This is a genomic window from Bacillus sp. AM 13(2015) (assembly GCF_001518755.1).
GTDB lineage: Bacteria > Bacillota > Bacilli > Bacillales > Bacillaceae > Bacillus > Bacillus safensis.
The window spans coordinates 1-25,809 of the sequence record NZ_LKCP01000056.1 but is presented as its reverse complement, the minus strand read 5'-3'; the positions used below and the strand labels follow the sequence as shown (position 1 = coordinate 25,809).

The window sequence follows — 25,809 nt, the reverse complement described above, 5'->3', positions numbered from 1 at the left end:
TTCGTATTGACGGGCTTGCCAAAGCGGAAGCGGATCGTGCGAAAGGGGAAACAGAAGCAGAAGTCATTAGACTAAAAGGACTTGCAGAAGCCGAAGCGAAAGAGAAAATTGCGGAAGCATTCGAACAGTATGGTCAGGCAGCGATTCTTGATATGATTGTCAAAATGCTTCCTGAATATGCGAAGCAAGTATCTGCACCACTTTCTAACATTGATAAAATTACTGTTGTGGATACAGGCGGTAACGGTGAAGGCAGCGGTGCCAATAAAGTTACAGGCTATGCCACAAATCTCATGTCTAGTCTTCAAGAGAGTCTGAAAGCATCCTCTGGAATTGATGTGAAAGAAATTATTGAGAACTTTTCTGGCAAAGGCAATGTGAAGCAAAGCATTCAAGAACTGACAAATGAAATCAAACAACCAAGAAAAATCGAAAAAGCTGATGATCAAATAGAACAATAAAATCAAAAGACACCTTCCACCAGAAGGTGTCACTTTTTTATAGAAGAAGATTTAACCATTGAAAGATGTGCTGACAAAACGCTAGTCATTGAATTCTATGTAATAGAAATTTATCATAATGAAGATAAGGTGGAAAAAGCTAAAAGGAGTGGAGCGGATGAAGGTGAGACATGCTGTACATCAAGATATTCCAAAAATCGCCGAGATTCATGTGAAAAGCTGGCAGACGACTTATCAAGGGATTATTTCGCAGGAGTATTTAGATGGTTTAACCATTGAAGATCGGGAAGAGAGCTGGAGAAGAAGGCCGCTTAAAGGCACGTTTGTCGCGGAAGATGAGGATGGCGTTTTTGGTTTTGCTTCTTTCGGAAAACAACGTGACGAACGTTATTCTACATATGATGGAGAGCTATATGCCATCTATTTATTCCAACAGAAACAGAAATCAGGGGCGGGTATTGCTCTAATGGAAAAAGGAGTGGAATATTTAATAGAAAAGGGTTATCAGAATATGCTGCTATGGGTGTTTGAACAAAATTCGGCGAAACAATTTTATCAAAAGCTTCAACCTAGTTTTGTCGTTACCAGCCAGTTCGAGCTGGCTGGCGAGAACCATAATGAAATAGGGTATGGATGGGAGTTGTCTAGATTGAATAACCATGTAAAACGAATTAAATCGTCAGCTTCCAGTAATAATGAGAGAAAAAAGTGAAAAGTACAGCAAGCAACATGTAAGAAATAAACGGTGAAGCTTCTACTTTTCCTTTCACGCCTGCTATTTTTAAAGCTTCATAGAAGCCTGCCAAAAAATAAGCAAGACTGAGAATATAACAGCAAAGCATAATGGAGTAAGGGCTCATTGTCGTACCTCCAGCATGAAATCTTCTATTATTAATAGATTCCATAGAGCAGCAAATTATGCATAAAAAAATAACCAGCTGTCATCAGCCGGTTATTTTTGATGAGGAAAAACCAAACGGGATGCACTTGGAATGAGTATACAAAGAACAATACTGCAAATAATAAATGAAGGAACCATATATGTGCTGTTATAAATTAAAGAGTAGACCCATCCTGGTGTTCCTTTCGGTGCATATTGAGAAAAGAAAACGACGCCAGAAATAAAGAACGTCAGCAGCCTGAAGAAACTAGCAACAAAAACAGCTAAGGTAATATAGAAAAATTGCTGCTTTCGCTTTTGATCCTGAATGGCTTTTTTGATCAATCCAGAAAACAAGCCGCTTAAAGAAATAACAACAGATGCAACGAAGTAATCGAGGAATCCTTGAACAGGTGTAGCGATGATCGGGCTATTCATCAGCTGAAGACCTGCGATTAACACACCGATGATAAATCCGGTAGATATCCCCCATCTAATAGACATGAGAATAACGGGAATCATAATCAGAGCAAGAGATCCGCCATTCGGCATTCTTAAAAAGAGACCTGATAAGTAATCTAATACAAGTGCAAGTGAAGTCATAATCGCGATTTCCATCAGTCGTACCAATTGATTTGATTGCTGCATAAAAAAATCTCCTTTTTCATGAATTGAGCAAGGAGAGACCGTGTAAGGATGAGTATGTTATTCATAGAAAAACATATCGATTTGAATACACCATATGTATCCAAGTGATTCCACATTCCTACTTCAGTATTAACTGACAGGTTCAAAGGGTCAGAACAACGAATGTTCACTCTCAGCACAAAGCTCCCCCTGCGGTTATTTAGTTTCAATCTATTATAAATATACTAAAGACCTGCAGGATCAACAATAGACAATTCCCGAGATGAGCAGCATTTGTATCGATATATAGGAAGAGATAAGGAAAAATAAATTATTTAGAAAAAATACTTGTTTCTTCTTTCAAAAGGTGTTATATTTGTATTCGCCGCTGAAAAAGCGCGGTTGATAAATAACATTAAGAAAAAAGTTGTTGACTTTATCTTGATAGAATGTTATATTAATAAAGTCGCCTCTGAGAGACGGCGAAGATGATCTTTGAAAACTAAACAAGACAAAACGTACCTGTTAATTCGAGTTTTTATAAAAAAATCCTATGATACTTCATAGGTAGTCAGTCAAACGCTGACGAAAAACAAAACTTCGGTTTTGTACTTTTTCGGAGAGTTTGATCCTGGCTCAGGACGAACGCTGGCGGCGTGCCTAATACATGCAAGTCGAGCGGACAGAAGGGAGCTTGCTCCCGGATGTTAGCGGCGGACGGGTGAGTAACACGTGGGTAACCTGCCTGTAAGACTGGGATAACTCCGGGAAACCGGAGCTAATACCGGATAGTTCCTTGAACCGCATGGTTCAAGGATGAAAGACGGTTTCGGCTGTCACTTACAGATGGACCCGCGGCGCATTAGCTAGTTGGTGGGGTAATGGCTCACCAAGGCGACGATGCGTAGCCGACCTGAGAGGGTGATCGGCCACACTGGGACTGAGACACGGCCCAGACTCCTACGGGAGGCAGCAGTAGGGAATCTTCCGCAATGGACGAAAGTCTGACGGAGCAACGCCGCGTGAGTGATGAAGGTTTTCGGATCGTAAAGCTCTGTTGTTAGGGAAGAACAAGTGCGAGAGTAACTGCTCGCACCTTGACGGTACCTAACCAGAAAGCCACGGCTAACTACGTGCCAGCAGCCGCGGTAATACGTAGGTGGCAAGCGTTGTCCGGAATTATTGGGCGTAAAGGGCTCGCAGGCGGTTTCTTAAGTCTGATGTGAAAGCCCCCGGCTCAACCGGGGAGGGTCATTGGAAACTGGGAAACTTGAGTGCAGAAGAGGAGAGTGGAATTCCACGTGTAGCGGTGAAATGCGTAGAGATGTGGAGGAACACCAGTGGCGAAGGCGACTCTCTGGTCTGTAACTGACGCTGAGGAGCGAAAGCGTGGGGAGCGAACAGGATTAGATACCCTGGTAGTCCACGCCGTAAACGATGAGTGCTAAGTGTTAGGGGGTTTCCGCCCCTTAGTGCTGCAGCTAACGCATTAAGCACTCCGCCTGGGGAGTACGGTCGCAAGACTGAAACTCAAAGGAATTGACGGGGGCCCGCACAAGCGGTGGAGCATGTGGTTTAATTCGAAGCAACGCGAAGAACCTTACCAGGTCTTGACATCCTCTGGCAACCCTAGAGATAGGGCTTTCCCTTCGGGGACAGAGTGACAGGTGGTGCATGGTTGTCGTCAGCTCGTGTCGTGAGATGTTGGGTTAAGTCCCGCAACGAGCGCAACCCTTGATCTTAGTTGCCAGCATTCAGTTGGGCACTCTAAGGTGACTGCCGGTGACAAACCGGAGGAAGGTGGGGATGACGTCAAATCATCATGCCCCTTATGACCTGGGCTACACACGTGCTACAATGGACAGAACAAAGGGCTGCAAGACCGCAAGGTTTAGCCAATCCCATAAATCTGTTCTCAGTTCGGATCGCAGTCTGCAACTCGACTGCGTGAAGCTGGAATCGCTAGTAATCGCGGATCAGCATGCCGCGGTGAATACGTTCCCGGGCCTTGTACACACCGCCCGTCACACCACGAGAGTTTGCAACACCCGAAGTCGGTGAGGTAACCTTTATGGAGCCAGCCGCCGAAGGTGGGGCAGATGATTGGGGTGAAGTCGTAACAAGGTAGCCGTATCGGAAGGTGCGGCTGGATCACCTCCTTTCTAAGGATATATGGAGCAGCGTGCGTTTTCGTCTTGTTTAGTTTTGAAGGAACTTGCAAAAGATCCTACAACATCATATCTTCGATATGAAAGATGGGCCTGTAGCTCAGCTGGTTAGAGCGCACGCCTGATAAGCGTGAGGTCGGTGGTTCGAGTCCACTCAGGCCCACCATCTTCTATTAAATCGGGGCCTTAGCTCAGCTGGGAGAGCGCCTGCCTTGCACGCAGGAGGTCAGCGGTTCGATCCCGCTAGGCTCCACCAACGTGTTCTTTGAAAACTAGATAACAATAAGTAATACATTCACATTGAATGCAATGCAAAGTTCATCACACATAGTGATTCTTTCTAAAGTAAGAAATGGTTAAGTTAGAAAGGGCGCACGGTGGATGCCTTGGCACTAGGAGCCGATGAAGGACGGGACGAACACCGATATGCTTCGGGGAGCTGTAAGCAAGCTTTGATCCGGAGATTTCCGAATGGGGAAACCCACTGCTCGTAATGGAGTAGTATCCATACTTGAATACATAGAGTATGAGAAGGCATACCCGGGGAACTGAAACATCTAAGTACCCGGAGGAAGAGAAAGCAAATGCGATTCCCTGAGTAGCGGCGAGCGAAACGGGAACAGCCCAAACCAAGAGGCTTGCCTCTTGGGGTTGTAGGACACTCTATACGGAGTTACAAAGGAACGATATAAGCGAAGAGGTCTGGAAAGGCCCGCCAAAGAAGGTAACAGCCCTGTAACTGAAATGTTGTTCTCTCCAGAGTGGATCCTGAGTACGGCGGAACACGTGAAATTCCGTCGGAATCCGGGAGGACCATCTCCCAAGGCTAAATACTCCCTAGTGACCGATAGTGAACCAGTACCGTGAGGGAAAGGTGAAAAGCACCCCGGAAGGGGAGTGAAATAGATCCTGAAACCGTGTGCCTACAAGTAGTCAGAGCCCGTTAACGGTGATGGCGTGCCTTTTGTAGAATGAACCGGCGAGTTACGATCCCGTGCAAGGTTAAGCAGAAGATGCGGAGCCGCAGCGAAAGCGAGTCTGAATAGGGCGCATGAGTACGTGGTCGTAGACCCGAAACCAGGTGATCTACCCATGTCCAGGGTGAAGTTCAGGTAACACTGAATGGAGGCCCGAACCCACGCACGTTGAAAAGTGCGGGGATGAGGTGTGGGTAGGGGTGAAATGCCAATCGAACCTGGAGATAGCTGGTTCTCTCCGAAATAGCTTTAGGGCTAGCCTCAAGGTAAGAGTCTCGGAGGTAGAGCACTGATTGGACTAGGGCCCTACCGGGTTACCGAATTCAGTCAAACTCCGAATGCCGATGACTTATCCTTGGGAGTCAGACTGCGAGTGATAAGATCCGTAGTCGAAAGGGAAACAGCCCAGACCGCCAGCTAAGGTCCCAAAGTATACGTTAAGTGGAAAAGGATGTGGAGTTGCTTAGACAACCAGGATGTTGGCTTAGAAGCAGCCACCATTTAAAGAGTGCGTAATAGCTCACTGGTCGAGTGACTCTGCGCCGAAAATGTACCGGGGCTAAACGTATCACCGAAGCTGCGGACTGTTCTTACGAACAGTGGTAGGAGAGCGTTCTAAGGGCTGTGAAGCCAGACCGGAAGGACTGGTGGAGCGCTTAGAAGTGAGAATGCCGGTATGAGTAGCGAAAGACGGGTGAGAATCCCGTCCACCGAATGCCTAAGGTTTCCTGAGGAAGGCTCGTCCGCTCAGGGTTAGTCGGGACCTAAGCCGAGGCCGAAAGGCGTAGGCGATGGACAACAGGTTGATATTCCTGTACCACCTCCTCACCATTTGAGCAATGGGGGGACGCAGGAGGATAGGGTAAGCGCGGTATTGGATATCCGCGTCCAAGCAGTTAGGCTGGGAAATAGGCAAATCCGTTTCCCGTAAAGGCTGAGCTGTGATGGCGAGCGAAATTTAGTAGCGAAGTTCCTGATTCCACACTGCCAAGAAAAGCCTCTAGCGAGGTGAGAGGTGCCCGTACCGCAAACCGACACAGGTAGGCGAGGAGAGAATCCTAAGGTGATCGAGAGAACTCTCGTTAAGGAACTCGGCAAAATGACCCCGTAACTTCGGGAGAAGGGGTGCTTCTTAGGGTGTTAAAGCCCCGAGAAGCCGCAGTGAATAGGCCCAGGCGACTGTTTAGCAAAAACACAGGTCTCTGCGAAGCCGTAAGGCGAAGTATAGGCTGACGCCTGCCCGGTGCTGGAAGGTTAAGAGGAGCGCTTAGCGTAAGCGAAGGTGCGAATTGAAGCCCCAGTAAACGGCGGCCGTAACTATAACGGTCCTAAGGTAGCGAAATTCCTTGTCGGGTAAGTTCCGACCCGCACGAAAGGCGCAACGATCTGGGCACTGTCTCAACGAGAGACTCGGTGAAATTATAGTACCTGTGAAGATGCAGGTTACCCGCGACAGGACGGAAAGACCCCGTGGAGCTTTACTGCAGCCTGATATTGAATGTTGGTACAGCTTGTACAGGATAGGTAGGAGCCTTGGAAACCGGAGCGCTAGTCGGTGGAGGCATCGGTGGGATACTACCCTGGCTGTATTGACCTTCTAACCCGCTGCCCTTATCGGGCAGGGAGACAGTGTCAGGTGGGCAGTTTGACTGGGGCGGTCGCCTCCTAAAATGTAACGGAGGCGCCCAAAGGTTCCCTCAGAATGGTTGGAAATCATTCGCAGAGTGTAAAGGCACAAGGGAGCTTGACTGCGAGACCTACAAGTCGAGCAGGGACGAAAGTCGGGCTTAGTGATCCGGTGGTTCCGCATGGAAGGGCCATCGCTCAACGGATAAAAGCTACCCGGGATAACAGGCTTATCTCCCCCAAGAGTCCACATCGACGGGGAGGTTTGGCACCTCGATGTCGGCTCATCGCATCCTGGGGCTGTAGTCGGTCCCAAGGGTTGGGCTGTTCGCCCATTAAAGCGGTACGCGAGCTGGGTTCAGAACGTCGTGAGACAGTTCGGTCCCTATCCGTCGCGGGCGCAGGAAATTTGAGAGGAGCTGTCCTTAGTACGAGAGGACCGGGATGGACGCACCGCTGGTGTACCAGTTGTTCTGCCAAGGGCATCGCTGGGTAGCTATGTGCGGACGGGATAAGTGCTGAAAGCATCTAAGCATGAAGCCCCCCTCAAGATGAGATTTCCCATTCCGCAAGGAAGTAAGATCCCTGAAAGATGATCAGGTTGATAGGTCTGAGGTGGAAGCGTGGTGACACGTGGAGCTGACAGATACTAATAGATCGAGGACTTAACCTATATTCTATTGTGAAGCATGAACATTGTTATCTAGTTTTGAGAGAACATTCTCTCCATCAGGTTTGGTGACGATAGCGAAGAGGTCACACCCGTTCCCATACCGAACACGGAAGTTAAGCTCTTCAGCGCCGATGGTAGTTGGGGGTTTCCCCCTGTGAGAGTAGGACGCCGCCAAGCTTCTATCAGGATCAGTTCCATTTGGAACTGGTCTTTTTTGTTTTTTCTTCTAACAGCATCATGATGTAAGCTGGGAACTTCTCTTCTGCAATCTCCATGTAGCGTTCAATCATGACGTAATCATCACTAATGTATTGAGACAGCAGCTCGTACCACCATTCTGTTTCGTAGCGGGCAATCATACTAAGGTTATACATCAATAAGTAATGGCTGATGATCTCAGGAATCCCTAGAAAAGCATCCCGTGTTGACGGTATAAACCATTGATCCATTTCTAAATCATAATGAAGATGAGTAGCAAGTGCTGGGTTTTCTTCAAGAAATACATCAAACGTCAATTTCTTAGCCTCTCTCTGTTTGAGTTTCCAGCTTGTATGGAACTCAAAGTATTCAATAAAGCGTTCAGCAGACATGTTATAAAGTAATGGAATATGATCTTGAATCCTCATTCCATTCGCCTTTTCCACTTTAACTAATGTCGCGGGCTGCTTTTGAAACTCAAGAATATGACTCATTTCAGGTATTTTGGACAGGAGATGGATCATTGTAAATCGCTCATCTTCAAGACCCTTTAAATGAAATAGATGCTTTAACACATGCATACATAGCCCGTTTCTTTGGATTTTCACTTCATCTTCGCTAAAGCGGTAATGCTGTTTCTTTCTCTTTCTCGATGTTACGCCATGGGCTAAAACAGAGGTTTGAGAAGGATAATGGGGATCAACTGTCAGCAAACATGCTTTTAGCAGCTGTGCCATTCCATAAAACAATAAAATGGGTTTAAGTTCTAAAGGTGCGATCGCAGCCTGTTCATAAAACGTATGGCCGTGTTTTAGAAAGTAAATAAATCGTTCACAGTTTTTATAGGCTTGCTGATTTGCATCTGGAATGTTCCGTTTCTCATATTGTTGAAATAGAAACTTTTGGGAAGTTTCTAGCGAGTAAAAACGTTTTAAATCCTTCCATCCTGAACTTTTCATCTTCTTCCTCAACTCTCTTTATATTTTCTAAAAATTGCAACTGTTTGTTGCTTCCTTGACATGCTGTTTGCTAGTTGATAATCTACATATAATATTTTGCCGAAAAGAGGGGGATTTACTAATGTGGGAAAGTAAATTTTCAAAAGAAGGTTTGACGTTTGACGATGTTTTGCTTGTTCCAGCAAAGTCTGAAGTACTTCCGCGTGATGTCGATTTATCAGTGGAGCTAACAAGTACATTAAAGCTAAACATTCCAATTATCAGTGCTGGAATGGATACAGTGACGGAATCACAAATGGCGATTGCAATGGCACGTCAAGGTGGTCTTGGTATTATTCATAAGAACATGTCCATTGAACAGCAAGCAGAACAGGTGGATAAAGTAAAACGTTCAGAGCGCGGCGTTATTACAAATCCATTCTTTTTAACACCAGAGCATCAAGTATTTGATGCAGAGCATTTAATGGGTAAATACCGTATTTCAGGTGTGCCGATTGTCAACAACGAACAAGACCAAAAGCTTGTTGGTATTATTACGAACCGTGACCTTCGTTTTATTTCGGATTATTCAATGAAGATTAGCGACGTGATGACAAAAGAGGAACTTGTGACAGCTTCTGTTGGTACAACGTTAGAAGAAGCTGAAAAAATCTTACAGCAATACAAGATTGAAAAATTACCTCTCTTAGATGACGAAGGAACGTTAAAAGGTCTTATCACAATCAAAGATATTGAAAAAGTGATTGAATTCCCTAACTCCTCTAAAGATGCACATGGCCGTTTAATTGTTGGTGCCGCTGTTGGTGTCACTGGCGATACAATGACACGTGTGAAAAAATTAGTTGAAGCCAATGTGGATGTTATTGTCATTGATACAGCACACGGTCATTCTCAAGGTGTTCTAAACACTGTATCGAAAATCCGTGAAACGTATCCTTCTCTTAACATCATTGCTGGTAATGTTGCAACAGCTGAAGCAACAAAAGCATTGTTTGAAGCAGGAGCAGATATTGTGAAAGTCGGTATAGGACCAGGATCTATTTGTACAACACGTGTTGTTGCAGGTGTTGGTGTACCACAAATCACAGCGATCTATGACTGTGCAACAGAAGCAAGAAAGCATGGTAAAGCTATTATTGCAGATGGTGGAATTAAATATTCAGGTGATATCGTGAAAGCACTAGCATCTGGCGGACATGCTGTTATGCTGGGAAGCCTTCTAGCTGGTACATCTGAAAGCCCAGGAGAAACAGAAATTTTCCAAGGTAGACGCTTCAAAGTTTATCGTGGTATGGGTTCTGTCGCTGCAATGGAAAAAGGAAGTAAAGATCGTTACTTCCAAGAAGATAATAAAAAATTCGTTCCTGAAGGGATCGAAGGCCGTACACCATACAAAGGGCCAGTCGTTGATACAGTGTATCAACTAGTTGGCGGTATTCGTTCTGGTATGGGCTATTGTGGAACACAGGATTTACGCACTCTTAGAGAAGAAGCACAGTTCATTCGTATGACGGGTGCAGGACTTCGTGAGAGTCATCCACATGATGTACAAATTACAAAAGAATCACCAAACTACACAATTTCTTGATAAATTGTGACAATCAAATTACATTTGACAGGGTCTATGACTCTGTCTATTTTTTTTGTCTTTATTGTGATAAAATTTATACTGTTGTGTTGAAATAAGCCCTTGTGGTTTACATATATATGAAAAACGTCGAAAAAAGATGAATACGGAGGTATGACGATTGAACAGCAAGATGTTGAAACAGCTTATGGTCTCTATCCTTGCATTGGCATTGATTGTTACAGCATTTACACCAATGTCCAAAGCAAAGGCTGCTGAAGATCCATTCAGTGTGAATGCGAAAGCAGCGATCCTTATTGAAGCTTCTACAGGTAAAATTCTTTATAGTAAAAACGCAGATCAAAGACTGCCAATTGCAAGTATGGCAAAAATGATGACCGAGTATCTATTACTAGAGGCGATTGCTGAAGGTAAAGTGAAATGGGATCAAAAGTATACGCCAGATGATTATGTATACGAAATTTCTCAGGATCGCAGTTTATCTAACGTTCCTTTGAGAAAAGATGGTTCGTATACAGTAAAAGAACTTTATCAAGCAACGGCTATTTATTCGGCAAATGCAGCAGCGATTGGTTTAGCAGAAGTGATCGCTGGATCAGAATCGAAGTTTGTTGAAAAAATGAACGCAAAAGCAAAAGAACTTGGTTTAACAAACTACAAATTCGTGAATGCAACTGGTCTTGAAAATAAAGACTTACATGGGCAACAGCCAAAAGGTACAGGTCCTGATGAAGAAAGTGAAGTTTCGGCAAAAGATATGGCATTGCTTGCACAGCATCTCATCAAAGACCATCCAGAAATTCTTGAAACAGCAAGTATTGCGAAAACGAAGTTCAGAGAAGGCACTGACGATGAAATGGACATGCCTAACTGGAACTTCATGCTTAAAGGACTTGTGAAGGAATATAAAGGTGTAGACGGTCTGAAAACAGGATCAACAGATTCAGCCGGTTCTAGCTTCACAGGTACGGCAAAACAAGGTGACATGCGCGTCATTGCCGTCATCCTAAATGCAAAAGGTAATCTTCATACAGCACGTTTCGACGTGGCGAAAAAACTGTTCGACTATGCGTTTAAAAACTTCACGATGAAAGAAATGTACAAAAAAGGTCAACAAATCAAAGGACATGAAAACATCGCAGTTGATAAAGGCAAAGATAAAGAAGTACCTGTTGTGACGAAAGAAGCATTTTCTGTGCCAGTAAAAAATGGTGACGAAAAGAGCTATAAAGCAAAAGTAAATATTGAGAAAAAGAACCTAGAAGCTCCTATTAAAAAAGGAACGAAGGTTGGCATGCTGACGACTTCTTATTCTGGTGATGAGAAGGACTACGGCTATTTAAATAAAGACCAATCAGGTGTTGAGCTTGTGACGAAAACAGGCGATGAAAAAGCAAACTGGTTCATCCTAGCAATGCGCGGTGTAGGTGGATTCTTCGCTGGCATTTGGGGCGGAATCGTTGACACAGTAAAAGGTTGGTTCTAATAAAAAACTGCTCTCTATACATGAGAGCAGTTTTTTTATCGTTAAAAGAAGAGCGATTGCTTCTGATTTTGAGGAGTGGATAAAGCTTGCTGGAAAATATCACATAACTTTTTCACGCCTTCGGTCAGTGCTTTTTCATTCACATAGGAAAAGCTGAGGCGGATATAATTCTGCTTCGGCTCACCAGGGTAGCAGACAGAGCCAGGCAGAAAGGTGATTTGCTGCTTACGTGCCTCATGCAACAGTGCTCGTGTATCGACCCAGGAAGGAAAGCTAAGCCATAAATTGAGCCCGCCCTGTGGAATTTGCCACGTTACATCTTTCGGTGCGTGTTTCGTTAACACATCCATCATCAAATCGCGTCTCACTTTCAAGGCGGTTCTTAGCTTCTTCGTATGATCAATCATTTTCTTCGATGTCAGAAACGGCAATATGGCCTTTTGTGTGAGGAGAGGGCTGCCTAAGTCATTATTGGCCTTTGCAGCTAATAAACGGTTAAATATCGAGCCTGAGGCTGTGATAATCCCGATTCTGCATCCTGGAGCCAGTGTTTTACTTAATCCTCGTAAATAAATGACGTGTCCATCATGATCCAAGCTTTTAATAGGTGCTGGCGGTTTCTTTTCAAAATAAAGCTCGCGATAAGGGTCATCTTCTACAATGAGACAATCAATGCTTTGAGCCAGTAAGAGAAGCTGTTTTCTACGCTTCATCGACATACTGGCCCCTGTTGGACTGTGGAAAGTAGGAATCGTATAGATGAGTTTCGGTTTATATTTATCACAAATGCTTTGAAGCTGTTTCATGTTCATCCCTTCATGATCGACAGGGACAGTAATGATTCTTGCTCCTCTGCCCATAAAGACATCAATGGCTCCGGGGTATGTCGGTGCTTCCATGACCACCACATCATCCGGCCCAATAAACGTACGTGCCACCAAATCAAGCCCTTGCTGAGAACCACTTGTTACTAGGATATTTTCAGGTGTAGACGGCACATCCAACTTTTCTAAAAATGATTGAATGACTTGTCGCAGCTGAAGGTCACCTTGTATCTCACCATACTTCGACATGATTTGGGGATGCCTGGCTAGTACATGCTGCATCTCTTTTTCTAAATACCGGTTGGGCAAAAGCCCTGGATCGATCATAGAGGAAGAAAGGTTAATGGCTTCTTCGACATAGTGATACTGAGCGAATTGAGACCGTGGTAAATAATCTGGAATCGACAACTGCCAGTCGAAAGAAGTAGATGATGGAACCGGAATCTCTGCCTGCTCTTGCTGCTCATCCACAAAAGTTCCTTTACCTTGCACCGTCTTTAAATATCCGTCGTTCTTTAATCGGGTGTATGCCTTTGCTGCCGTGACAAGACTCACATTGAGCTGATTAGCTAAATCACGGACAGTTGGCAGCTTTTCTCCTTGCTGAAGCAAACCTGATTGAATGTGGTCAATGATTGAAAAGTAAATTTGATTTGAAAGAGATGTATCAGAGTGTCGATGGATATCAATATGCATGAAACCCCTCCATATAATGCAACATTGTTATACATGAATTTTAATTGTTATAGTTGCATTATAGCATGTAAATCACACTTGAAAGAGAAAATGACATGTTTTTAGCTGGAAACCCTTTATATACAAGGGTTTATTCTTTTTTATCGGCTGTTTGAATTGTTATACTATTCTCTTTATTGTTATACTTTCTCGCTTGTATGATAAAGATGTTGAATGAATCGAATAGACAAATGGGAGGAAACTATTGTGAGCAATAAGGGAACTGAACGAGTGAAACGTGGAATGGCAGAAATGCAAAAGGGTGGCGTCATTATGGATGTCGTCAATGCGGAGCAGGCAAAAATTGCAGAAGAAGCAGGTGCGGTGGCAGTCATGGCACTAGAACGAGTACCAGCTGATATCCGTGCAGCAGGCGGTGTTGCCCGTATGGCAGACCCAAGAATCGTAGAGGAAGTACAAAATGCCGTAACGATTCCAGTCATGGCAAAAGCACGTATCGGCCACATCGTCGAGGCTCGTGTTCTTGAAGCACTTGGTGTTGATTATATCGATGAGAGTGAAGTGCTGACGCCCGCAGATGAAGAATTCCATTTAAATAAAAATGAATACACAGTACCTTTTGTCTGTGGATGCCGCGACTTAGGTGAGGCAACCCGCCGTATCGCAGAAGGCGCTTCTATGCTTCGTACAAAAGGAGAGCCAGGGACAGGCAACATTGTAGAAGCTGTTCGTCATATGAGAAAGGTCAATGCTCAGATTCGTAAAGTATCAGCCATGAGTGAAGATGAACTGATGACAGAAGCCAAAAACCTTGGCGCGCCTTATGAATTATTGCTGCAAATCAAAAGAGATGGCAAGCTGCCAGTTGTGAACTTTGCAGCTGGAGGCGTTGCAACACCAGCAGATGCTGCGTTAATGATGCAGCTTGGAGCAGACGGTGTATTTGTCGGATCTGGTATCTTCAAATCAGACAATCCAGCTAAATTCGCAAAAGCGATTGTTGAAGCAACAACTCATTACACTGATTATCGTCTCATTGCAGAACTTTCAAAAGAGCTTGGAACAGCTATGAAAGGAATTGAAATTTCAAATCTACTGCCAGAAGAACGTATGCAAGAGCGTGGCTGGTAATTAAGGGAGCGCAAACGAACATGCTGACAATTGGTGTACTAGGGCTTCAAGGAGCGGTGAGAGAGCATATTCAATCAATTGAAGCCTGCGGAGCAGAAGGAAAGATCATCAAACGAGTAGAAGAGCTAGAATCCGTTGACGGTTTGATTATCCCTGGTGGAGAAAGTACGACGATGAGAAGACTCATGGATACGTACCAATTCATTGATCCGATCAAAGCGTTCGCTGCTCAAGGGAAACCGATTTTCGGTACATGTGCCGGTTTGATTATGCTGGCAAAGCATATCGAGGATCGAGAAGATGCTCATCTTGGAGTGTTAAATGTATCTGTTGCACGGAACTCTTTTGGCAGACAGGTAGACAGCTTTGAAGCAGATTTAGAAGTAAAAGGACTGGATGCGCCGTTTACAGGGGTGTTCATCCGTGCGCCTCATATCATCAGCGCAGATGATAGCGTAGAAATCATGGCCGAATATGATGGCAGGATTGTGATGGCGAAGGAAAACAATATCCTAGGCTGCTCTTTTCATCCAGAGCTGACAGACGATCACCGGTTAACGCAGCTGTTTGTTGATATGGTGAAGTCCTACAAAACGAAGCTTGCTGTATAAAACGGTTGAAAAGAGATAAAACTTATAGTACATTAAAAACACAATCAAAGATCGAAAAAGCGTTGACGGGAAATAGTAAGAAGCCCCTCTTTCTCAGAGAGCCGATGGTTGGTGAGAATCGGTGAAAGATGCATTCTGAATCCATCCTTGAGCGAAATGCTGAAACAAGAGAAGTAAGCATTTACGGTGATACCGTTACAGAGGAAAGAGGGAAGCATGCTTCTGCATGTTTTCAATCAGGGTGGCAACGCGAGAGCTCTCGTCCCTTTCATGGGATGAGGGCTCTTTTTATTTTTCGATAAAAAAGGAGTGTTATACATGCTGGATATTAAACAACTGCGCACGGACTTTGATCAAATCAAAGAAAAATTAGCACACCGAGGCGAAGATTTAGCGGATTTTGATAAGTTTGGTGAGCTAGATCAAAAAAGAAGAGAATTAATCGGGAAAACAGAAGAATTAAAGAGCCGAAGAAATGAAGTATCACAACAAGTAGCCGTTCTAAAAAGAGAAAAGAAAGATGCCGATCACATTATTCAAGAAATGCGAGAGGTAGGAGATGAGATCAAGAAGCTGGATGACGAGCTAAGAACAGTAGAAGAAAGCCTGCAGCACATATTGTTCTCAATTCCAAATATCCCTCATGACTCTGTACCAGTTGGTGAAACAGAAGACGACAACGTGGAAGTGAGAAAATGGGGCGAACAGCCAGCCTTCTCATTTGAACCAAAACCACATTGGGACGTAGCTGATGAGCTAAATATCCTTGATTTTGAACGTGCAGGAAAAGTGACAGGAAGCCGTTTCGTTTTTTATAAAGGGCTTGGCGCACGCTTAGAGCGCGCATTGTATAATTTTATGCTTGATTTACATGTGGATGAGTTTGGTTTTACTGAAGTGCTTCCACCTTATATGGTCAACAGAGCGAGCATGACAGGAACTGGTCAGCTTCCAAAATTCGAAGAGGATGCCTTTAAAATTCGCGAAGAAGATTACTTCCTCATTCCAACAGCCGAAGTGCCGATTACCAACATGCATCGTGACGAAATTCTCGATGGTGAACAACTGCCAATCAACTATGCAGCATTCAGTGCTTGCTTCAGATCAGAAGCTGGATCTGCCGGCAGAGATACACGTGGACTTATCCGTCAGCATCAATTTAACAAAGTAGAGCTCGTGAAATTTGTTAGACCAGAAGATTCTTATGAAGAATTAGAGAAATTAACAAATCAAGCAGAAAAAGTGCTTCAGCTATTGAACCTGCCATACCGTGTCATGAGCATGTGTACGGGAGATTTAGGCTTCACAGCTGCAAAGAAATACGATATCGAAGTATGGATTCCGAGCCAGAATACGTACCGTGAAATTTCTTCTTGCAGTAACTTCGAAGCATTCCAAGCAAGACGTGCAAACATTCGTTTCCGTCCGGAGCCTAAAGCGAAGCCAGAACATGTCCACACATTAAATGGATCTGGATTAGCGGTAGGAAGAACCGTAGCGGCTATTTTAGAAAACTATCAACAAGAGGATGGAACAGTAATCATTCCTGAAGTGCTGCGTCCTTACATGGGAAATAAAGAAGTGATGAAATAAGATGCCGCCAAGGCATCTTATTCTTTTTACCAAAAGTCCTACAGTTTTCCTGAATTTAGCCGATAAAAAGAGTAAAAGCTTCTAGGAAAGAAGGAATAATCTTGAATAGGCTTGACTATTATGTTGAAATGGCTCAATTACTTAGAAAGGTACTAGATGAAAGTATTCTTTTCGGTATCACGGATACAGAGAAGGTACTTTGTTATTACCCGTCTAACACAATAGATTTTGGTATGAAAGTTGGGGACCCATTGAACCCAGAAGACCAAAATGTGGCGACGACATTAAGAGGACAAGAATATGACGGTTACTTACCAGAATCACTATATGGTTATGAAGTTGCTGTAAAAGGTTACCCGATTTTTGATGAAGATAGAAAAGTAATTGGCTCTTTTTTAGTGGCATTTACATATCATCGTGAAAAAAAATTAAGCGGTTATATGGAGCAAATCAATAAAGTAGCGAAAGAACTCCAAGGTGGAATTGAGCAAATTGCTGCACATTCACAAGAGCTGGCTGCCACAAGTTTAGAAATAAGCGAACAGGCAGGAAGAGCGGAAGAGAAATCTGCGAATATTGAAGAAGTCGTCAAAACCATTGGCGGAATCGCTAGACAAACAAATCTGCTAGGTTTAAATGCTGCAATTGAAGCCGCAAGAGCAGGTGAGAATGGAAAAGGGTTCGCTGTCGTGGCTGATGAAGTGCGTAAATTATCAGATGGCTCGAAGGAAGCCGCTGAAACCATTAATACATTTTTAAAAGAAATCCAAGACAGCATTGGCACTTTGTCTGAAAACATCTCACAAATCAGCAGCTCAACAAATGAACAAGCCGAACAAGTGACAGACTTTACGAAGATTATCGAATCACTAAATGAGTTTAAAGTAGAGATGAATCAGTTTATTGAAGAAATGAGACAGGATACGAAATAGATCAAGAGCAGCCATCAATGGCTGCTTCAGCGTGTAGACAAACCCTCGCATTCGGTGTCAGGTCTGCGCTTCGGTGCTCACGAATGTCAAATTCGCTCCGCTCCGGTGCTCGCCCTTCCTAGACTGCAAAGGTTTTCTATCACGCTGAAAAGAAGACAAAGGGCTAAAATCATTTTAGCCCTTTGTCAACAATCTGGAGCAGCCATTAATGGCTGCTTTTTTATAGGCAAATATCATGCCGAAATCACAAATTGAAATTTTTTTTCGAAAAGATGTTGACTTCAAATAAAATGATATGGTATATTAATTCTTGTCGATACGGAGGAATACCCAAGTCCGGCTGAAGGGATCGGTCTTGAAAACCGACAGGGGTGTCAAAGCCCGCGGGGGTTCGAATCCCTCTTCCTCCGCCATATTGATTTTTTACCTTAGTTGAATTAAACGCAAGCATAAAAATTGGAAATTGTCAAACCGCTGCATTTCGCGAATGCAGCGGTTTTTTTTATTTTGTTTTAGAGCGATTTTTTTGAATAACAGAAGCTATTTCATGAAGAATGGGATCAAGTGAACTTTCATCATGAAGTAGGTCGTAATCTTCAATATTAATTTTAATCACTGGGCATAAATCAAATTGTTCGATCCACTCTGTGTATCGAGTGTACATTTCTTCCCAATAAGCCCGGTCAGTTTGAGTTTCCATTTCTCTGCCGCGTTCTTCAATACGATGTAAAATATGATCTAAATCCCCGTGCAGATAGATGAGGACATCAGGGTGAGGGAAGTAAGGTGTCATCACCATCGCCTCAAATAGGCTTGTATATGTTTCATAATCGACCTCAGACATCGTACCTTTGTCCGCATGCATTTTTGCAAAAATGCCAGTGTCCTCATAAATGGAACGATCTTGTACATATCCTCCGCCAGATTCAAAAATCCGCTTTTGCTCCTTAAAACGCTCAGCCAGGAAATAGACCTGTAAGTGGAAGCTCCATCTTTGGAAATCTGAATAAAAAGGCTCTAAATATGGGTTATCATCTACTTTTTCAAGAGACGTTTGAAACCCTAGCTTGTCTGCTATTGTTTTGGTCATAGTGGATTTGCCGACACCAACAGTCCCGGCAATTGTGATGACTGCGTCCTTTGGTATTTCGATCTTGTTCATAGCACTTGCTCCTTTATGTTCTGTACAATTTGCTGGTAATCTTGCTGTGAGGAAACGAAGTCTGTATGATCTCCTTCTATTGTAATGATAGGAAGCCTTGGCTCAGTCTGTTTTAAATGTTCAATGGCCAGCTCATAATCTTCAATGAGTGTTTTTAAATAAGCTGGGTCAATGTCTTCTTCAAAAGAGCGTCCTCTCATCTGTATTCTTTCAAGTAAGGTGGGAAGGCTGGCTTTTATATAGATCATGGCATTTGGTTTAGGAAGATCATCTGTTAGCAGGTGATAGATCTTTCTGTATTTATCCATGTGCTTTTTTGATAATGTTCTTTCTGCAAATATCATATTTTTATAGACATGATAATCAGTGACAACCGGCTGCTGTTTATTCACATAGTTTTCTTCAATTAATTCTAACTGTTTGAACCGATTGCATAAAAAGAACATCTCAAGCTGAAAGCTCCATTGTTCCATATCTTCATAAAATTTATCTAAGAATGGATTTTCTTCTACAATCTCTTTTACTAAAGGAAATTGAAATTCCTTTGCAAGCATTGTAGCCAAAGTTGTTTTTCCGGCTCCAATTGGGCCTTCCACTGCAATAAAAGGGGCAGGATACATAGGCGTTCTCCTCTATCTATAAAGTTAAAGTTGTCAAACCAATGTATATTGTACCATACCCCTTCTAATAGATAGAGCGAATGGATTACGATGTCGTTCTTTTTTCAATATTAAATTGATCTGATAATAAGAGCCAATTTTGTGGGAAAGATAGACCTAATTTCCAATAAGCAATTCCGTTCAAATTTAGCTCTTTGATGAGGTTGAATTTTGCTTGAATCGACCTAGCGTCTTCGAACCAGACTTCATGCTCTTTGTTGTTGGCATCTGTATAACGAAAATGAGGTGCTTGTGCTGTTTCGTCATATAGGATAGAGACATTGTGCTGTCTAGCAAGTGCAATTGCTTGTTGAGGACTGACGGCTTTGGCGATCGGGCCGCCCTGGACGAAAGGAAGTGTCCAATCATAGCCATATAAATTCTGTCCCATTACAATTTTATTGGCTGGTATGACAGTTAGTGCATATTCAATGACTTGGCGGACAGGTCCAATTGGAGAGACAGCTTGTGCAGGGCCGCCGCTGTATCCCCATTCATAGGTCATCAACACAACATGATCGACGATCTTACCGATCGCTTCATAGTCATGGGCTTCATACCATTTGCCCTCTTGCTGACTACTTGTTTTTGGTGCAAGTGCAACAGATATTGTCCATCCTTCTTGATGGAAACGAGCTGTTGCCTCTCTTAAAAATTGAATATAAGCATCTTTATCAACAGGGCGTAAATATTCAAAATCAAAATGGATTTCCTTGAATTGATACTTCTTGGCAACACGAACAATTTCATTTAAAAATGCCGTTTTGACAGATTGATTAGTTAAAAGAATACGGCCAAGTTCATCACTGAATTTTTCATTCTCTAGATTCGTCACCACCATGGTTAATACAGTTCTGTTCTGAGCGGCAATCTGGGGTAGTTGGTCTAAAGGTGGTTCTCGTAGCGTCCCATCTCTTTGTGCTTGAAAACTAAAGACGTCTAAATGGGTTAAGTATGGGGAGGCCTCTCTGGCTGCCTGCTTTAAGTTTTCACTGACTTGATTTCCACGTGGTTCAATATAAGCATTGGAATTAATGTTCCTTTTCGGTCTTTGTGGAATATAGAGCAAGAAGCGAATAGGTAGTATCGCTTCAGGTCGAATTCTGTTCACACGTGCCAACTCTTCCACTGAGATTTGAAACCGTCTACCAATTTGATATAGTGTGTCATTTTGTTTGACCTCATAAAATTGACCTCTAATTGGAATGACAATTGTTTGTCCAATGACGAGTTGATTTGGTGTTTCGATTTCGTTAGTACGAATGATTTCATTGACTGTCGTTTTATAACGCATGGCAATATCGTTTAAAGTATCTCCTCTTTTGACAACATAAATTTGAATAGTCAACGCCCCCTTTGTTATTGCTAACAATTTATGAGGGTAATGGCTAAATCATGTTTGATTTTCATTCGTGATTTCCTTAGCGGTGGTGATTTTTGCTAGAAGGACGTTCTCCATCATCGTTAAAGCGTAGTCGTTATCTCTGTCGTCGTTTGAAGCGATACAATCTTTAGGTACAATTAGATTGTATTCTCGCATGTACGCGTCATTTGCAGTGAACAAAACGCATATGTTTCCGGCAATTCCAGTTAGAATGATGTCCTTAACACCTAATTCATTTAAGAGTGTCTCTAGTGCAGTACCATAGAAGGCAGAATGCTTAGGTTTAATTAAGAAGTAATTATCTTTAGATGGTGTCATTTTCTCTAAAATAGGAGCGCTTCTTTCGTTTTTGCATGTTTCCAGAACAGCTTGGATATCAGCCTTCCAAAGTCCGTAGTGATCGTTGATATAAATGATTGGCCAATTTTCCTTGAAAGCATGTTCTTTAAGAGCTAAAATTTTATTGGTCATTTGCTCTGTTTTTTCTGCAAGCACATGTCCCATTTCAAAATCAAAATTATTAATCATGTCGATAATAAGCAGCGCCTTTTGGTGCTTTGACAAATTAAGACCCCCTTTAAAAGATTGTGATAATATGTTAACCTCAATTTCCTTTTAAAAAACATGAAAAGAGAGCCGTGCCATGACGAAAGATGAACAGTTTATGCAAGAAGCCATTTCCGAAGCCTTAAAAGCAGAACAAATAGGAGAAGTGCCGATTGGTGCCATCATAGTTGTTGATGACCAAATCGTGAGCCGGGCTCATAATTTAAGGGAAAGTGAGCAGCGTTCAATTGCACATGCAGAATTACTTGCTATTGATGAAGCATGTAAAGCGACAGGGAGCTGGCGTTTAGAAGATGCTGTTCTTTACGTTACGCTTGAACCATGCCCAATGTGTGCAGGTGCTATTGTTCTTTCTAGAGTGAAAAAGGTTGTTTTTGGTGCATACGATCCAAAAGGTGGATGTGCAGGTACTTTAATGAATTTATTGGATGATGAACGGTTTAATCATCAGTCTGAGGTCATCGGTGGTGTACTTGAAAATGAGTGTGGTGAGCTGTTAAGTCAGTTCTTCCGAAATCTCCGTCAGCGAAAGAAACAAGCCAAAAGTAAATGAATGGATGTCGTTTGCAATTTGAGCTATAAGAAGGTATACTTATGTCTGCGTCACTAACAATTTAATATTCATTTTGCCGTGCTAAGCGGGGAGGTAGCGGTGCCCTGTACTCGCAATCCGCTCTAGCGAGGCCGAATCCCTTCTCGAGGTTCGTTTACTTCAAGGTCTGCCTTAAATAAGTGGTGTTGACGTCTGGGTCCTGCGCAATGGGAATTCATGAACCATGTCAGGTCCGGAAGGAAGCAGCATTAAGTGAAACCTCTCATGTGCCGCAGGGTTGCCTGGGCCGAGCTAACTGTTTAAGTAACGCTTGGGGTAGCGAATCGACAGAAGGTGCACGGTAAATCAATATTAAATGTAACTCATCTAGTTTATCTAGGTGAGTTTTTTGTTGCTGTTCAAAGGATAGCTCAACTGCTTTAGTTATACAAATAGATAAAAAGTCTTTTTGGCGCCATTTGTTTTTTTACTAATCGCAACAAGAACTGGTGTTCTGTTTGGTGTTTCATGTCTTTTCACAAAGCTAGAAAATACGTTTTTAAGGCATGAAAAGTAGAAACTCTATAATTGAAATCATCTTTTTGGCATATTAGAAAATAAAGGTGTGCTTTTGAATTGATCGGTGCATCATGTATAATGAAAAGGATGATAAATGGAGGAGGGCGTATTTGTGAGTTATCAAGCTTTATATCGAGTGTTCAGACCTCAAGTTTTTGAGGATGTTGTTGGACAAGAACACATCACAAAAACGTTGCAAAATGCCCTTTTGCAGAAAAAGTTTTCTCATGCTTACTTATTTTCAGGTCCTAGAGGAACAGGTAAAACAAGTGCTGCCAAAATCTTTGCAAAGGCAGTGAACTGTGAAAAGTCACCTGTTAGTGAGCCGTGTAATGAATGTGATGCCTGTAAAGGAATTACAAATGGTTCAATTTCAGACGTGATTGAAATAGATGCTGCCTCGAATAACGGGGTAGATGAAATCCGAGATATACGTGATAAAGTGAAATTTGCTCCTTCGGCGGTTACATATAAGGTTTATATTATAGATGAAGTACATATGCTCTCTATCGGTGCATTTAATGCCCTCCTTAAAACGCTGGAAGAACCGCCTGCTCATTGTATCTTTATTTTGGCTACCACAGAGCCTCATAAGATTCCTCTTACCATCATATCTCGTTGTCAGCGATTTGATTTTAAACGAATCACGACCAAAGATATTGTTGGAAGAATGGAGAAAATTGTAGATGCAGAAGGCCTAAACGTACAGGAGGGCTCGCTCGAGATTATTGCTAGTGCAGCTGATGGCGGTATGCGTGATGCACTAAGTCTCTTAGATCAAGCGATCTCATTTAGTGGTGATCAATTGACAATTGATGATGCGCTGCTCATTACAGGTGCTGTATCTCAGCATTTCATTAGTCAGCTTGCTGAAGCAATTTTTGATCAAAATATTGCCACAGCGTTAGATACATTAAATGAATTGCTTCAGCAGGGGAAAGATGCTGCTAAATTAATAGAGGATATGATTTTTTACTTTAGAGATATGCTGCTTTATAAAACGGCACCAGATCTCGAGGGTGTCCTTGAAAAGGTAAAGGTCGACGAAAGTTTCGTGGCGCTGTCAGATCGTGTGACACCTCAGTTTCTGTATGAAACAATTGAAGTCCTGAATAAAAGCCACCAAGAAATGAAATGGACAAATCATCCTAGGATTTTCTTTGAGGTAGCGGTTGTAAAGCTGTGTCAGTCAACAGCAGGATTGACACAAGGTCATGCTGACGCTGATTTAACGGCGCTAACAGATAAAATAAACAGGCTGGAACAGGAACTCTCAAGGCTAAGAGCCGAAGGGGTACCAATGTCTCCATCTCATAGCCCTCAAGAAAAAAAGGAAGCGCCTCGACCACAAACGAGTAACAAAAATGGCTATCGTGCTCCTGTCGGCCGAATTCATGAGATTCTAAAAGAAGCGAAACGGCCTGAGTTAGAAAAAATTAAAGGCAAATGGGGAGAGCTCCTTGCCCAGTTGAAACAGCAGAATAAGGTGTCTCACGCTGCGTTATTAACGGACAGTGAGCCAGTTGCGGCTGCTTCGCATGCCTTTGTTTTAAAATTCAAATTTGAAATACATTGTAAAATGGTTGCTGAAGATAAAAGCGGTGTTCGAACCAATCTTGAACAACTGCTAGAGTCTATGTTAGGAAAAAGAGTGGAATTAGTTGGCGTTCCTGACGCTCAATGGGGTAAAATAAGAGAAGAATTTTTAAGAGATCATCAGCCGGATGAACAAGCAGATGGTCAGGGAACTTCTACTGAAGAGGATCCATTGATTGCGGAAGCAAAGAAATTAGTAGGAACCGATTTAATTGAAATTAAAGATTAATAAAAATGAAAGAGAGTGGTGTTCATATGCGCGGTGGAATGGGAAATATGCAAAAAATGATGAAACAAATGCAAAAAATGCAAAAGGATATGGCAAAGGCTCAAGAAGAGCTTGCAGAAAAAGTTCTTGAAGGTACAGCTGGTGGCGGTATGGTCACTGTAAAAGTAAATGGACAAAAAGAAGTCGTTGATGTAGCAATTAATGAAGAAGTTGTTGATCCAGAAGATATCGATATGCTTCAAGATCTTGTTCTTGCTGCGACAAACGATGCATTGAAAAAAGTCGATGAGCTAACGAATGAAACGATGGGTCAATTCACAAAAGGAATGAACATGCCAGGTTTATTCTAGGAGGAATAACTGAAGATGCAATATCCTGAACCAATATCAAAGCTGATTGACAGCTTTATGAAATTGCCAGGAATCGGACCAAAAACTGCGGTCCGTCTGGCTTTTTTTGTTCTTAGTATGCAGGAAGATGTCGTACTAGATTTTGCGAAGGCGCTTGTAAATGCAAAGCGTAATTTAACTTATTGTTCTGTATGCGGTCATATTACAGACCAAGATCCTTGCTATATTTGTGAAGATACAAGAAGAGATCAATCTGTTATCTGTGTAGTGCAGGATCCAAAAGATGTAATCGCAATGGAAAAAATGAAAGAATACAACGGCTTATATCATGTGCTTCATGGTGCCATTTCGCCAATGGACGGAATTGGTCCAGAGGATATTAAAATTCCTGACCTATTAAAAAGACTGCAAGACGATCAAGTGACAGAGGTGATCCTTGCAACCAATCCAAACATTGAAGGAGAAGCAACAGCCATGTATATCTCCAGATTGTTAAAACCATCAGGAATTAAACTCTCTCGCATTGCTCACGGACTTCCAGTAGGCGGAGATTTAGAGTATGCGGATGAAGTCACACTGTCTAAGGCTCTAGAAGGCAGACGTGAGATGTAGGAAGGAGAAGTACGGTACATGGGTTTTCTTCGCAGAAAATCAATTCGAAAAGAATTCGATGAGAAATTAATTCAACAGCTTTTTAAGCAAAAAGAAGAATGGAACAGACAAAAAAAGCTTGTCGCAAATAGCGTTGAGCCTTCACCGGACATTCTATTCGAATTAAAGCTTGCTCAAGCGAAGTACTTTTTCTATCTGAGAGAAGCGAAAAAGAGGAATTTACGTCTAAACAACTGGAAATAGCAGGTCTATTGTACATAATCTTCTCATATGCTTGTACTATTCATATGAAGAGGAGATGAGAGGATTATGGAACCTGTTATTGTGATTGGGTCAATTTTGCTAGCTGTGCTATTGTTGTTTATGTCAGGTGTGCAGGCGAATCCATTCAAATGGTTAGGGCTTATCGGAGTGAAATTTGTGGCAGGCGCTCTTTTTTTATTTTGCCTCAACCTATTTGGCGAGAGTCTAGGATTACATGTCTCTATTAATCCTGTAACGAGTGGAATTAGCGGCTTATTGGGTATTCCAGGCGTAGCAGCTTTAATTGTAATTGAAAAGTTTATTATTTAATGAAAAATATTGTTGACTTTGATTCGGCAGGATGGTAAATTAGTATACGTCGCTGATGACGAAGAAACGAAAAAACATAATAACGAAAAAAGTTGTTGACACTAACAACTTTGATGTGATAAGATGTTCTAGTCGC

The 25,809-nt window shown here is 42.6% G+C and carries 20 protein-coding genes, 3 tRNA genes, 3 rRNA genes, 1 other RNA gene, 1 pseudogene, 1 riboswitch and 1 other annotated feature; of the genes and pseudogenes, 21 read left to right on the top strand and 7 right to left on the bottom strand.

Annotation, left to right across the window (positions count from 1 at the left end; translation table 11 throughout):
• Both AOQ70_RS08850 and AOQ70_RS08845 read left to right on the top strand, forming a co-directional pair.
• Window positions 1-461, top strand: a 461-nt coding sequence (locus AOQ70_RS08850) for a flotillin domain-containing protein (protein ID WP_331457674.1), incomplete at its 5' end; no start/stop codon positions are given.
• Between the two features lie 157 nt (window positions 462-618).
• On the top strand, window positions 619-1,173 hold the full coding sequence (locus AOQ70_RS08845; protein ID WP_039180933.1) for a GNAT family N-acetyltransferase: 555 nt from the start codon (window positions 619-621) through the stop codon (window positions 1,171-1,173).
• A 240-nt stretch (window positions 1,174-1,413) separates the two neighbouring features.
• Here AOQ70_RS08845 and thiT read toward each other — a convergent pair whose 3' ends face one another.
• Complete coding sequence (thiT, locus tag AOQ70_RS08835) at window positions 1,414-1,989, bottom strand: energy-coupled thiamine transporter ThiT (protein WP_039180928.1); 576 nt, start codon at window positions 1,987-1,989, stop codon at window positions 1,414-1,416.
• Between the two features lie 98 nt (window positions 1,990-2,087).
• A riboswitch (TPP riboswitch) is annotated at window positions 2,088-2,189 on the bottom strand.
• Window positions 2,190-2,581: 392 nt separating this feature from the next.
• On the opposite strand from thiT, the gene AOQ70_RS08830 reads away from it, so the two are divergent.
• The 5 genes from AOQ70_RS08830 (at window position 2,582) to rrf (ending at window position 7,589) form a co-directional block, all read left to right on the top strand.
• A 16S ribosomal RNA gene (locus AOQ70_RS08830) occupies window positions 2,582-4,130 on the top strand.
• Between the two features lie 95 nt (window positions 4,131-4,225).
• Window positions 4,226-4,302: transfer RNA gene (locus AOQ70_RS08825), tRNA-Ile, on the top strand.
• A 14-nt stretch (window positions 4,303-4,316) separates the two neighbouring features.
• A tRNA-Ala gene (locus tag AOQ70_RS08820) sits at window positions 4,317-4,392 on the top strand.
• Between the two features lie 98 nt (window positions 4,393-4,490).
• Window positions 4,491-7,412, top strand: a 23S ribosomal RNA gene (locus AOQ70_RS08815).
• 61 nt (window positions 7,413-7,473) lie between these two features.
• Window positions 7,474-7,589, top strand: a 5S ribosomal RNA gene (gene rrf / locus AOQ70_RS08810).
• Together the 16S, 23S and 5S rRNA genes with 2 tRNA genes alongside form the textbook arrangement of a ribosomal RNA operon.
• Before the next feature lie 11 nt (window positions 7,590-7,600).
• Here rrf and AOQ70_RS08805 read toward each other — a convergent pair.
• Window positions 7,601-8,569 carry a YaaC family protein gene (locus AOQ70_RS08805; RefSeq protein ID WP_059375797.1) on the bottom strand — a complete coding sequence of 323 codons (969 nt, stop codon included), beginning with the start codon at window positions 8,567-8,569 and terminating at the stop codon, window positions 7,601-7,603.
• 121 nt (window positions 8,570-8,690) lie between these two features.
• On the opposite strand from AOQ70_RS08805, the gene guaB reads away from it, so the two are divergent.
• Entirely contained in the window at window positions 8,691-10,157 is a 1,467-nt protein-coding gene (guaB, locus tag AOQ70_RS08800) for an IMP dehydrogenase (protein WP_024426749.1), read from the top strand.
• Window positions 10,158-10,317: 160 nt separating this feature from the next.
• Window positions 10,318-11,643, top strand: coding sequence for a D-alanyl-D-alanine carboxypeptidase family protein (locus AOQ70_RS08795; RefSeq protein ID WP_039175836.1), 1,326 nt, complete (start codon window positions 10,318-10,320; stop codon window positions 11,641-11,643).
• Window positions 11,644-11,684: 41 nt separating this feature from the next.
• Here AOQ70_RS08795 and pdxR read toward each other — a convergent pair whose 3' ends face one another.
• Window positions 11,685-13,163: a MocR-like pyridoxine biosynthesis transcription factor PdxR gene (gene pdxR / locus AOQ70_RS08790; RefSeq protein WP_059375794.1), complete on the bottom strand. Its 1,479-nt coding sequence runs from the start codon at window positions 13,161-13,163 to the stop codon at window positions 11,685-11,687.
• A 246-nt stretch (window positions 13,164-13,409) separates the two neighbouring features.
• Here pdxR and pdxS point away from each other — a divergent pair, with 246 nt between their 5' ends.
• The 5 genes and pseudogenes from pdxS (at window position 13,410) to AOQ70_RS08765 (ending at window position 17,843) form a co-directional block, all read left to right on the top strand.
• Window positions 13,410-14,294, top strand: coding sequence for a pyridoxal 5'-phosphate synthase lyase subunit PdxS (gene pdxS / locus AOQ70_RS08785; protein ID WP_039175840.1), 885 nt, complete (start codon window positions 13,410-13,412; stop codon window positions 14,292-14,294).
• Window positions 14,295-14,314: 20 nt separating this feature from the next.
• Window positions 14,315-14,905: a pyridoxal 5'-phosphate synthase glutaminase subunit PdxT gene (gene pdxT / locus AOQ70_RS08780; protein WP_059375792.1), complete on the top strand. Its 591-nt coding sequence runs from the start codon at window positions 14,315-14,317 to the stop codon at window positions 14,903-14,905.
• Between the two features lie 53 nt (window positions 14,906-14,958).
• Window positions 14,959-15,175 (top strand) — a binding site (T-box leader).
• Between the two features lie 48 nt (window positions 15,176-15,223).
• The gene (gene serS, locus AOQ70_RS08775) at window positions 15,224-16,498 is read left to right on the top strand and encodes a serine--tRNA ligase (RefSeq protein ID WP_039175845.1); all 1,275 of its coding nucleotides are present in this window, start codon (window positions 15,224-15,226) and stop codon (window positions 16,496-16,498) included.
• 596 nt (window positions 16,499-17,094) lie between these two features.
• Window positions 17,095-17,430: pseudogene (locus tag AOQ70_RS20180) on the top strand (methyl-accepting chemotaxis protein); the annotation flags it as partial.
• Between the two features lie 320 nt (window positions 17,431-17,750).
• A tRNA-Ser gene (locus AOQ70_RS08765) sits at window positions 17,751-17,843 on the top strand.
• 89 nt (window positions 17,844-17,932) lie between these two features.
• Here the strand turns inward: AOQ70_RS08765 and AOQ70_RS08760 are convergent.
• From AOQ70_RS08760 to AOQ70_RS08745, 4 genes are all read right to left on the bottom strand, one after another.
• Window positions 17,933-18,592 (bottom strand): deoxynucleoside kinase, encoded by a 660-nt coding sequence (locus tag AOQ70_RS08760; protein ID WP_039175851.1) that lies wholly within the window; start codon window positions 18,590-18,592, stop codon window positions 17,933-17,935.
• Window positions 18,589-19,212: a deoxynucleoside kinase gene (locus AOQ70_RS08755; RefSeq protein WP_059375785.1), complete on the bottom strand. Its 624-nt coding sequence runs from the start codon at window positions 19,210-19,212 to the stop codon at window positions 18,589-18,591. The genes AOQ70_RS08760 and AOQ70_RS08755 overlap by 4 nt, the downstream gene beginning before the upstream one ends.
• Before the next feature lie 85 nt (window positions 19,213-19,297).
• Entirely contained in the window at window positions 19,298-20,545 is a 1,248-nt protein-coding gene (locus tag AOQ70_RS08750) for a glycoside hydrolase family 18 protein (protein ID WP_231730855.1), read from the bottom strand.
• Between the two features lie 99 nt (window positions 20,546-20,644).
• Window positions 20,645-21,199, bottom strand: a complete 555-nt coding sequence (locus AOQ70_RS08745; protein WP_059375782.1) for an isochorismatase family cysteine hydrolase — start codon at window positions 21,197-21,199, stop codon at window positions 20,645-20,647.
• Window positions 21,200-21,278: 79 nt separating this feature from the next.
• Here AOQ70_RS08745 and tadA point away from each other — a divergent pair, with 79 nt between their 5' ends.
• The 7 genes from tadA to AOQ70_RS08705 all read left to right on the top strand — a co-directional run bounded on the left by tadA (window position 21,279) and on the right by AOQ70_RS08705 (window position 25,673).
• Window positions 21,279-21,755, top strand: a complete 477-nt coding sequence (gene tadA / locus AOQ70_RS08740) for a tRNA adenosine(34) deaminase TadA (protein ID WP_034284264.1) — start codon at window positions 21,279-21,281, stop codon at window positions 21,753-21,755.
• A 76-nt stretch (window positions 21,756-21,831) separates the two neighbouring features.
• Window positions 21,832-22,096: signal recognition particle sRNA large type (gene ffs / locus AOQ70_RS08730), an RNA gene on the top strand.
• 329 nt (window positions 22,097-22,425) lie between these two features.
• The gene (gene dnaX, locus AOQ70_RS08725) at window positions 22,426-24,138 is read left to right on the top strand and encodes a DNA polymerase III subunit gamma/tau (protein ID WP_039175861.1); all 1,713 of its coding nucleotides are present in this window, start codon (window positions 22,426-22,428) and stop codon (window positions 24,136-24,138) included.
• A 26-nt stretch (window positions 24,139-24,164) separates the two neighbouring features.
• Complete coding sequence (locus AOQ70_RS08720) at window positions 24,165-24,488, top strand: YbaB/EbfC family nucleoid-associated protein (protein ID WP_008342011.1); 324 nt, start codon at window positions 24,165-24,167, stop codon at window positions 24,486-24,488.
• 15 nt (window positions 24,489-24,503) lie between these two features.
• Window positions 24,504-25,100 carry a recombination protein RecR gene (gene recR, locus AOQ70_RS08715; protein ID WP_003218094.1) on the top strand — a complete coding sequence of 199 codons (597 nt, stop codon included), beginning with the start codon at window positions 24,504-24,506 and terminating at the stop codon, window positions 25,098-25,100.
• A gap of 18 nt (window positions 25,101-25,118) precedes the next feature.
• Window positions 25,119-25,343: a YaaL family protein gene (locus AOQ70_RS08710; RefSeq protein WP_024425764.1), complete on the top strand. Its 225-nt coding sequence runs from the start codon at window positions 25,119-25,121 to the stop codon at window positions 25,341-25,343.
• A gap of 66 nt (window positions 25,344-25,409) precedes the next feature.
• Window positions 25,410-25,673 carry a pro-sigmaK processing inhibitor BofA family protein gene (locus tag AOQ70_RS08705; RefSeq protein ID WP_034284261.1) on the top strand — a complete coding sequence of 88 codons (264 nt, stop codon included), beginning with the start codon at window positions 25,410-25,412 and terminating at the stop codon, window positions 25,671-25,673.
• The last annotated feature ends 136 nt before the right edge of the window (window positions 25,674-25,809 follow it).